Annotated in this window: 10 protein-coding genes; 1 reads left to right on the top strand and 9 read right to left on the bottom strand. The window is 41.7% G+C overall.

Annotated elements, in window-relative coordinates; all coding sequences use genetic code 11:
• Positions 1 to 329 precede the first annotated feature (329 nt).
• Positions 330 to 452, bottom strand: coding sequence for a hypothetical protein (locus AC58U0_RS35285; RefSeq protein ID WP_497383375.1), 123 nt, complete (start codon positions 450 to 452; stop codon positions 330 to 332).
• A 278-nt stretch (positions 453 to 730) separates the two neighbouring features.
• On the opposite strand from AC58U0_RS35285, the gene AC58U0_RS35280 reads away from it, so the two are divergent.
• A complete protein-coding gene (locus tag AC58U0_RS35280) occupies positions 731 to 1,327 on the top strand; it encodes an IS1595 family transposase (protein WP_497383374.1) in 597 nt (198 codons plus the stop codon).
• Here AC58U0_RS35280 and sda read toward each other — a convergent pair.
• From sda to AC58U0_RS35240, 8 genes are all read right to left on the bottom strand, one after another.
• Positions 1,302 to 1,499: a sporulation histidine kinase inhibitor Sda gene (sda, locus tag AC58U0_RS35275; protein WP_497383373.1), complete on the bottom strand. Its 198-nt coding sequence runs from the start codon at positions 1,497 to 1,499 to the stop codon at positions 1,302 to 1,304. The genes AC58U0_RS35280 and sda overlap by 26 nt on opposite strands.
• 60 nt (positions 1,500 to 1,559) lie before the next feature.
• Positions 1,560 to 2,555, bottom strand: coding sequence for a carbohydrate kinase family protein (locus AC58U0_RS35270; RefSeq protein ID WP_497383372.1), 996 nt, complete (start codon positions 2,553 to 2,555; stop codon positions 1,560 to 1,562).
• A 13-nt stretch (positions 2,556 to 2,568) separates the two neighbouring features.
• Positions 2,569 to 4,029, bottom strand: coding sequence for a glycoside hydrolase family 32 protein (locus AC58U0_RS35265; RefSeq protein WP_497383371.1), 1,461 nt, complete (start codon positions 4,027 to 4,029; stop codon positions 2,569 to 2,571).
• A 55-nt stretch (positions 4,030 to 4,084) separates the two neighbouring features.
• Complete coding sequence (locus tag AC58U0_RS35260; RefSeq protein ID WP_497383370.1) at positions 4,085 to 4,927, bottom strand: carbohydrate ABC transporter permease; 843 nt, start codon at positions 4,925 to 4,927, stop codon at positions 4,085 to 4,087.
• Positions 4,927 to 5,811, bottom strand: coding sequence for a carbohydrate ABC transporter permease (locus tag AC58U0_RS35255; RefSeq protein ID WP_497383369.1), 885 nt, complete (start codon positions 5,809 to 5,811; stop codon positions 4,927 to 4,929). The genes AC58U0_RS35260 and AC58U0_RS35255 overlap by 1 nt, the downstream gene beginning before the upstream one ends.
• Before the next feature lie 109 nt (positions 5,812 to 5,920).
• Positions 5,921 to 7,240 (bottom strand): ABC transporter substrate-binding protein, encoded by a 1,320-nt coding sequence (locus AC58U0_RS35250; RefSeq protein ID WP_497383368.1) that lies wholly within the window; start codon positions 7,238 to 7,240, stop codon positions 5,921 to 5,923.
• A 296-nt stretch (positions 7,241 to 7,536) separates the two neighbouring features.
• Positions 7,537 to 8,511 carry a LacI family DNA-binding transcriptional regulator gene (locus AC58U0_RS35245; protein WP_497383367.1) on the bottom strand — a complete coding sequence of 325 codons (975 nt, stop codon included), beginning with the start codon at positions 8,509 to 8,511 and terminating at the stop codon, positions 7,537 to 7,539.
• 224 nt (positions 8,512 to 8,735) lie between these two features.
• Positions 8,736 to 8,981 (bottom strand): hypothetical protein, encoded by a 246-nt coding sequence (locus tag AC58U0_RS35240; protein ID WP_497383366.1) that lies wholly within the window; start codon positions 8,979 to 8,981, stop codon positions 8,736 to 8,738.
• Between the last annotated feature and the right edge of the window lie 546 nt (positions 8,982 to 9,527).

Here is a 9,527-nt window from a genome sequence, read left to right as displayed (position 1 = left end):
TAAGAGCGCCTCCTTGATGGTGTTGGGTTAAAACCTTTGACAAACCCATCATACCGAGGCGCTCCTTTTCTTTCAAAGTCCAATTCTTAGGACTAACAGGAATGTTTAGTTCAGCGAATTCGAATTTTCGAGACACAGTACTGGCGGCAAGAAAATGCTTCAAACTGTGGCAAAGAAATAGTTCAAGTCACAGTTCCAAATTGTAACTTAACCCATAAGTCATCTCGTCCTCCTTGCGAATCTGAACTCTCTTTGGCGCTCCATGTATTCTTTTAAACGTAACCACTGGCTTTTCAAAATATAAATCCATAATAGCTCAGACTCGAATTCTAGCCGGATGCCATATCCCCTGCAGGTAAAGGGCGTTCCTCCTTTTTGAGCTGCCGCCAAATGAATAAAGATAGGTACTGTCCGCTGCAAAAAACGGATAACTTCTCAGGCCACTCACTCATTTCAATTCTCCAATTTCTATCTTTACTTTCGCATTCTAACTCATTGACATCCGCATGCTTATAATAGATTCCAATTCAAGTCCATCCCTCTAAATCATTCTATGACGGATTGTGATTTCCCTTATTAACTATGCTGCCCGTTCGTATGATGAGGATATTGTAATGAAAATAAAAATACCAATCGCCGTTAGAGACGATTGGTCATAATCCTAAACATCTATTCCATCCTGCCATGTTAACAAAAAATAAATATAAACAATTGTTCGGGAGTGGTTGTCATGGCTCGACAAGAAACGATTACGCTCAAAAGGTTTCAAGAAAAGTTCAACTCGGAGCAAGCCTGCCGCGAGCATCTGTTCCAAATCCGTTGGCCAAAAGGATTTTACTGTCCGAAATGCCAGCATCAAGCGTGCTACTTTCTTGAAAGCCGGAAGCTTTACCAATGCAGGAGTCGCAAGCTTCAAGTGTCGGTGACAGCCGGGACGATCACGCATAAAACCCACACGCCTTTACTCACCTGGTTTTGGACGATCTATCTGGAAGCGCACGACAAGCGCGGCGTTTCCGCTACTTACCTTGCGCGGGAACTCGAATTGACTTACCCGACCGCATGGCTGTTGCTCCACAAAATCAGGAAGGCCATGGGGGATCGCGGCGCAAACTATCGACTCGCTGAATTGGTCGAACTAGACGACGCTTTCTTTGGCGCGCCGACAGAGGGTGGCAAACGCGGTCGCTGTACGGAACAAAGCCCAGTACTTGTAGGCGTATCGCTAAACAATCAGGGGCCGCCGCAATACGTTAAGATGCAGGTGATTCCGGACATCAAAGGGAAGACGGCGGAAACGATTACCTATCGGGATCTAATCGCTTGAGTTCTACGAAGCTAACTTGATATTTAAATTTTTCTTCAATGAACGAAAATTCGATTTTCAATTTCCGCCGATCCATTTCGTGTTGAATCATTTCAACAAATTGAGTATCTAATTTTATAATTGTGGCATTATTTAAAATATTTAACAATTCGTCATCCGGTAATGACCGCACAATATGTCACCTCAAATTGAAATCGCCTCTTACTGCTTGTTATCCACGCATACGATCACCTTAAAGCATCTTACTGTTTGAGTGATGCGGAGTTAACTTGATATTCAAAAAACTATTTACCTCTTCAAACGAAGGCAAAGCAGGAATAGCTCCATGCCGAGTTGTTGTTAGTGCCGCCGTCGCATTGGCGAAAGACAAGATCTTCATCTTTTGTTCATTAGAAATATCACTTATCTTCAAATTCTCTTTGCTTAACTGAAATAACACAGCCCCAATAAAAGAATCTCCTGCCCCGGTCGTATCAACCGCCTGAACCCGATGTCCTGTAACCGGAATGCGTTCGGTTTTCGTGTACCAAACTGCGCCATCAGCACCCCGCGTATAAATAACATGCTCTACATCGCCAACGAATAAGGAAGAAATCGCTTCTTCTACGTCATCAATTCCCGTAATAAACGATAACTCTTCATCACTAATTTTGATCAGATGACTCAAAGGAATAAAGCGTTGTATCGTTTTTCTGCATTCTTCTTTATCTTGCCATAACGGAAGTCGCACATTCGGATCAAAGCTGACAATTCCTCCGTTTTGTTTAACAGTCTGTATGGCCTTTAAGTGCGCATATTTCACCGGGGCTTCGATTAAATCAACGGAACAGAAATGCAGAATGTCCCCCTCAGTAAACCATTGCTCTCCGATATCTTCTTGTGCGAGCAGCATATCAGCGCTCGGATTTCTGTAGAAAGAAAAATCCCTGTTTCCGTCAGCTTTCAAACTAACGAAGGCCAAAGCCGTATTCGCTTCAGCGGTTCTAAACACGTATCGAGTCTCAACCCCGACTGATTCCATCGTTTCGATTAGAGAGTCGCCGAACGCATCAAGTCCAAGCTTTCCGATAAATGCGCTCTTTGCACCGAGCTTAGCAACCGTACAGGCCACATTGGCCGGAGCACCGCCCGCCGCTTTCTGAAAGCCGCTTACATGTTTCAGTTCAATGCCGGTTTCCAGCGGAATAAAATCAATGAGTGCTTCTCCTATCGTATAAACAGTTCCCATCTGGCGTTCCTCCTTAACGAATATCCCATTTGCGCAATGAAACGACACGGCACTTTCCGTGAGCATATATATGAATGCCGTTCGACTCTGGTCCTGGATAAATGCGTCCGGTCATGACCTTCTCCCCATCCTGGATAAAGACTTCCACTGAAGAACGATCTACAAATATTCGGAGCATCAACTGATTATCTCTAAGATCAACCTTGGTTATTCGCTCACCTTTGGGACCAATCCCAGACCGTTCGCGGTTAAACCGCAGCAAGCTATCATCGAGCCTGTATGAAATGAGCGTGTATTCCTCTTCGTCCGCCCGAAGCATCAAACCAAACTCTTCCGCTACCGCCGCATCAAATACGACTTCCAGCTCGTAGCTGTCACCATAGCAATCCAAATTTCGTTTCCCGTTAAGTTCAAAGTCCAGCAACTCATAAGGCTTTGAACGATATGTTTTTATTTCCTCCACCGGTACATATATGATTTTATCATTGACGATTCTCATCTCTCGCGGCAGCGTCATCGCTCCGGCCCAATTGTGTCCTTGCTGCGTTGGAATTTCCGCCTCCCAGGTATCCATCCAGGCAACTACGATGCGTCGCCCCTTATTGTCAACACATGTTTGCGGTGCATAAAAGTCAAAGCCATAATCCATCGGTTCGTAATTGTTGTAATCAAAAATTCCATTTTCTGTATCTAATCGACCCAACATGGACACCGTTGAATGTAAATTATGATAATCATATCCTTGAGAAGGCATGCGCTGCGGTGACATCACCAGAACATCCCGGTCACTCAATTGAAACAAATCCGGACATTCCCAATTATCGCCCATACTCCCGTCGCTTCTCGCTATTTCGTTAATGAAAGTCCAACGCTGTAAATCTTCGGATCGGTATAACAAAATGACACCGTTTCCGCTACCGTCATTTGAACCGAGCACTACGTAGTACTTTCCGTCCCGTTCAAACACCTTCGGATCCCGGAAATCCTTCTGGCTAGCTCCTGTTGGAATAAGAGAAGTAGGTATAACCGGATTCTGAGCGATTTTCTCAAAATTCACACCATCCTCGGACTGAGCCATGCTTTGCGTTTGAACGTAATCGATGTCCTTGTTCGGGCCAGTCATCACATGCCCTGTATATATCAACACTAATTTCCCATCTTTTTCTACAGCGCTTCCCGAAAAACACCCATCCTTGTCATATTCCTGATCGGGAGCTAAAGCGACAGGCAGATAAGACCATTTAATCAAATCGCTGCTGATCGCATGGCCCCAGTGCATTGGGCCCCAAAAAGGTTTATACGGGTAATGCTGGTAAAATAAGTGGAAATTTTCCTTATATTGAATAAACCCGTTTGGATCGTTCATCCAGCCATATTCACTCATTAGATGAAACTGGAGACGATAATCAGTGCAAAGATGTTGCTTATTTTCTCGAATAAAATGATCTGCTCTTGCTGTTGTATAGTTGTTCACGAGGCACCCTTCCGAAGCTGAATTGTTTATAAAGCTAACCTAATAAAATATCCGACTACTTTACTGCACCCTGCGTAATTCCTTGAATGATTAAGCGTTGGACAAAGAGATAAATAATCAAAACGGGTAAAATAACCATTAATACTGCAGGCAAAAATTTCTCATAATCTGCCGAATAAGTTCCATTAAATACTTGAATAGCTAAAGGCAGAGTCAGGTTCTCTTTACCTGCATTTTGCAGAATGATGACCGGTAATAAAAAGTCATTCCAGATCCATAAAACATTGAGAATCCCAATGGTAACGGAAGTCGGCGTTAATATCGGCCAAACAATCTTGAAAAACGTTTGCCGAGGATTACAGCCATCCATCAGCGCCGCTTCTTCTAATTCAAGAGGTACGCTTTTCATAAATCCATGATAAATAAACACGGCAAGCGAGGCGCCAAAACCGATATACATGAACATCAATGTAAGCTTAGGCGAGGATTGAATCCATCCTAGTTTTTGCCCGTAAATGGATACTAACGGAATCATGATCGCTTGAAATGGAATGATCATCGCCGACACCATCAAGAAAAACAAGGTATTGTTGAATTTCGTGCGGTTTCTTACAAAATAATGAGCTGTCATCGATGAAAAAAGCGATATGAATGCAACACTTACGAAAGTGATAAACGATGTATTTATAAAACTGCCAAAGTAATTCATATCGATAATGGCCGTTTTGAAGTTTGCAAAATGAAAGGACGTCGGAAAGGAAATCGGCGACCCAATGATTTGAGCATTTGTTTTGAAAGAGTTTAAGATTAGTAGCACAAATGGAAAAACGAATATGATCAACGCGGCTGCTAAAACCATAAATACAAGTGTCTGCTGAAGGAGTTGGCGCGCTTTCATTAGGCTTCAACCTCCAGTTTCTTGCTAAAATAAACCTGAAGAATCGTTGCGCCCGCAACCATGAAAAAGAGCATAAATGCTTCTGCTTGACCTACTCCGTAGTCGAAGCTTTTAAACGCTTTGTCGTAAACATGCATTGAAGCCATGACCGAGCTTCCGAAGGGGCCTCCTTTCGTTAATGACAAGTTCATATCATAGACCATAAAGGTCCGCTGCAAGGTAAGAAAAACGGTAACGATAAAGGACGGTACCATCAAGGGAAGTACCATGTGCGTAAGCTTCTTCCAACTACCTGTACCGTCGATCGTAGCTGCTTCCAAAATATCCCGGGGGACGCTCATTAATCCGGCAACGAAAATAACCATCATATACCCTGCATATTGCCAAACACTGACAATGACAAGCGCCCAAAATACCTTATGCTCATCTCCTAACCAGGATTTGCTTAAGACAGACAATCCATATGTTTGGCCGATGTTCACAAAAAAACTGTTAAACATAAATTGCCAAATGAATCCAAGAACCAGGCCACCAATCAAATTTGGCGTAAAAAATGCCGTACGAAAAAAGTTCTGCCCTTTAATTCCAGACGTCACCAAATAAGCTAAGAAAAATGCTACAGCATTTACTAATACGACTGTAACGACAACATAGTTAACTGTCAGCAGCATGGCGTCCCAAAACTTGCCATCCTTAAAAACCTCAACGTAATTACTAATTCCCGTAAACGGCATACTGGATGAAATACCATCCCATTTGAAGAATGTCATATTAATTCCATAAAGGAAGGGGATCGCGATAACAGCAAAGAACGCCAGTATTGTTGGTCCTGTAAAAAAGAGTTGATTACTAATTCTTCTAACCGGGCTCTTTTCAGAAATCATTTGGTTCTCCTCCACTTCTCTATCTATGTGTGATAATTTGAAAGTCGATGGACGAGTTTGATCGTTTCATCCATCGACTTTCATTTCATATATTCACTGATAACTATATTTACTTCACTTTTTTCCAGTAGTCTTGAATTTCTGCCGCTAATGCAGCGCGGTCATCTTTACCGACAAGATACTTTTGCATCGAAGCGCCAAGCACTTTCCAATGATCGCCCGGGACATAGTTCCCAGCAAAAGGAATGGATTTGCCGGCATTATTATATGTTTTGATCGCTTTTGAAAGAGAATCCTTAGGTTCAAGTGTAATATTTTTGAATGCTGGAATGACATTAGCTTTGTTCACCAGGAAGTCTTGGCCTGCTTGCTCGTAAACGATCCAATTCAAGAATTTCTTAGCGGCATCTTGTTGCTCCGATGTATTCGCGGTTTTATCGATAAATACTTGCTTCGTCGCCCCAACCGCAATAGCGGAGTTCGCTTTATCACTTGCATTGTTACTTATTGGAACCGGTATGAAGCCGTATTCGCCTCCTGCTTTCACTTTATTCAAATCACCAATCATCCAGTTACCGTTGAACGTAATCGCCGCTTCACCTTTTGCTACAGCAGCGGAAGATTGGTCATAACTGACAGAAAGCGGATCATTTTTCCCTTTGTTATATTTCTTCATGACATCGAAGGTGTCCATTAATCCTTTGAGCGCAGCATTGTCAGCCATTTTCACATTACCGGCTTTTAAGCTATCCAGGAATTTGTTAACATCGCCATCCGGTTGTGTAGCGTAATCAATGGCCAAGAAGTGGTTACCCAAGGACCAATCCATGCTTCCGATCGTCAATGCTGCTGTCCCGGAAGCTTCAATTTTCTTGAAAAGATCTTCTAGTGCCGCAGTGGTGTTGATCGTAGCCGGATTAAAAGTACCACCCACTGCCTTGTCGACAACCGCCTTATTATAGATAAGCCCATATCCTTCAACGGCAAATGGAAATGCCATGGTTTTTCCATCGATTTGGTTAGGTTGCGCCAGATCATTTACCCATTTTTCACCCGAAAGATCGGCAGCTTTATCTTTAAATTTTGTAATGTCACCGGCATCTAACATCGTTAGCGTTGCTGGTGTGCCTGAAGCGTAAAGCAGCGAAGTTCTCTCAACCGGGGACTGTCCATCCGCCGTTGTTAACACTTCAACTGTAATATTGGGATTGACCTTAGTGAACTCTTTCGCAGCCTCTCCAACTTGTTGTTGAATTTCAGCTTTCGAATTCATGAAAGTGATTTTTACAGGCTTTACAGTTCCTACTGCTGTTTCTTTAGCGCCTGGAGTTGTCGAAGAAGTGCCAGAGCTGGCGTTATTCCCTCCACAAGCGGTAATCATCATTGCAAGTGTCAAGGTCATCGAAGTAACAAGACTGATTTTTTTCATTTTGTGCCTCCCCTTTTCTCATAAAAAGAATGAATGATTTCGTTATTTTTGAATATTACCGTTTGAATCCACTTTGCGAATATGTTTCCACATCACCCCCAGAAATAATCAAAAAGGTCATTTATTACGAAAAGCTTAGAAACCGTTTTCTCAAACGAAAATATCAACCTACAAATATGCTTTATCAAAAGAGAAGCGCTTACAAACACATTATACATGTCAAACGATTGACATGTCAATCGTTTGACATGTTCGCTTTTAAAAAAACTTTATCCCTATCAGATAAAGTTTTTTTCTTATGTCGAACTCCGTTCTACTATCGTAACGGGAAGCATATTTTCCATAGCAACTTTCTCTCCTGCCACAAGTTGGTCTATGAGATCAACAGCAAGTTTACTCATTTCTTCAAGAGGTTGTTTTATCGTTGTTAACCCTGGAGTCATAAGAGAAGCAAACTGAATGTCGTCGTAACCAATCAGCTTGATTTGTTCCGGTATTTTTATCCCCCTTGACGAACATACTTTCATCGCATTGATGGCAATCATATCGCTGGTTACAAAAAGACCGTCAACTTCCATATATTCATCAAGCAGATTCTCAACTACACGTTCGTATTGTACGTTCTCAAAAACATCGGGACCGAGTTCTATGACAATCGGTTCCAAAGATTTACTGTTTAGTGTTTTCAAGAATCCCTCCGATCGAAGGTCACCGAGTAAATCAGGATTACGCCGTCCACAGATAAGGGCAATCTTTTTGCATCCTTTTCTGATAAGCAATTCAGCGGCTAACACCCCACCGTGATAATTATCCGACGAAACGTAAGGAATCCCCGTAATAAACCTGTCAAACGTGACGATCGGTTGTTGAAGCTGTGTATATTCATGAACATCCAGTGTATGGCTTCCCATGATAATGCCTTCAACCCGATTACTTTTGAGCATATCGATATACTCTTTTTCTTTGAGTTGATCCATTCTCGAATTACATATAAGAATTTTGTAACCTAACGATGAAGCATGGTTTTCAATGTAATTGGCCAATTCCCCGAAAAATGGATGGGCGACCGTAGGAATAATCATTCCGAGCATCATCGATCTTTTCCCAATCAGGGACCGGGCAATTTCATTCGGTTGATACTGCATTTCTTTCATGACTCGGTGTACTTTTTCCCGTGTTGCCTGACTGATATAACCACGATTGTTGAGGACCCGCGATACTGTTGTAACGGTGACCCCTGCTTTTTCCGCTACGTCCTTAATAGTCGCCATTGGTGTTATTCCTTTGCCAAATAAGATTAGTTCATAATTATATCAGTAAAAAGAAGACATATAAAGCTCCTTAGATCACTTTTTACATCTATACTCGTTACTTAAGAAAAACCTGATTAGCTGGAATAGTACAACAGGCCACCGCGTTTACACCGGCAGCCTGTTTGATCTTTGTTATGAAGCTATCGTTTCCCGTTAGTTTAACTCGTGATAATCTTAGATTCTTATGCTTTATTCATCCTATTCGTTTTCCAGTAGGCGATATTTGATTCATTCAGCGTATCAAAATGCTTGGAGAGATCGTTACGATATAGTGGAAGTATCTCTTTACCATATCTCCAAGCATTCTGTTCTCCCATAAATAGAAATTCAAGTTCAGGATTATCATTCTTCATTTTTACGGATGACCTGTCCGGATTCCTTTTATAATCCAGATAATGACCCAATTCGTGATATATGCATACTTCCAAGAATTCCTCGTCTGATAAATGTTTTAGTGGGCCATTTTCTTTCATCTTCTCTAGAGAAGATAGATTATATTTAATAACGTTGTCTTTCAAATGATATGCCATAGAAAAAGCATGTTCGTGTTCCTCTAGTAATTTGCAAGTATTATTTGTATGAAGAGAAATCGTATCTTGTATAAGATTTAGAAAAAAAGAACTGATTTTAAATATTCTGTTCACCTTCTCGATCAATTTATCACAATTATACTCATAAATTTCAAGTTAGTCACCAGATCATACTGCCCATTAGGTTAGAAAAGGCCACCGATCCCGGCAGCCTCTTTCTATCGTTCATTTAGTTATCGTTATCCGTTAGAGCGTAATGAAGATCGGGATGAAATTCCCCGAAATGCTCGAGCAGACCAAGAGGCGTCAGCCCCGCAGCGGGAATACGTGTTAGCTGAAATTACTGACCTCTTCAATTATTTAAGAAATGGTTATATCGTTAACTAAGTTTTTTTAATTCATTTCTCATGAACTTCAAGATGTTCTTAAAGTGAAAAATACAAT

The organism is Paenibacillus sp. J31P190 (assembly GCF_059692075.1).
This window is presented reverse-complemented; position numbering and strand designations above follow the sequence as displayed.